General features: G+C 56.1%; 1 protein-coding gene. It reads left to right on the top strand.

All coding sequences use genetic code 11. The features are described 5' to 3' along the window. The coding region (locus tag AC1DT3_RS23515; RefSeq protein WP_477467560.1) for a transporter substrate-binding domain-containing protein at nucleotides 1-611 on the top strand (611 nt) is incomplete at both ends.

Here is a 611-nt window from a genome sequence, read left to right as displayed (position 1 = left end):
GCCCTCGGTCTCTCGCTCGCAATACTGACTTTTGGCTCTGTCCGAGCCGAGATCCCGGCGACGGTGCGGATCGCCACAGACGGGGAATCTCCGCCCTACAGCCTCTCGAAATCCGATGGAACGGTTGAAGGCTTCGAAGTCGAATTCGCCAAGGTTCTTTGCGACAAGATGAAGCTGAAATGTTCGATTGAAGTGCAGGATTTCAGCGGCATGCTGCCTGCGTTGAATGCCGGTAAATTCGACGTGATCATGGCGAGCATGTCGATCACGAAGAAGCGAGAGGAAGTCATCAGCTTCTCCATCCCCTACGGCGGTACCGGTAATGTCTTCGCCACCTTGAAGGGCAGCCCGCTGGAGGCACTACCCGGAAAGGACGGAACACTGACCGTGACGAGCGCCGACGCCCCGGCAAAGATCGAAGAAATGCGGAAAATGCTCAAAGGAAAGGTCATCGGCGTTCAAACGGCGTCGGTCTCCGCCGAGTTTGCAAAGAGCTACTTCAAGGATGTCGCGGAAATCCGAGAATACCAGAAGAGCGAAGAGATCAACCTCGATCTCATTGCCGGACGCGTCGACGCCGAAATCAACGGCCGCAGCTTCCTCCACAATTC

It is taken from the genome of Microvirga sp. P4_G7, assembly GCF_056401005.1.
This window is presented reverse-complemented; position numbering and strand designations above follow the sequence as displayed.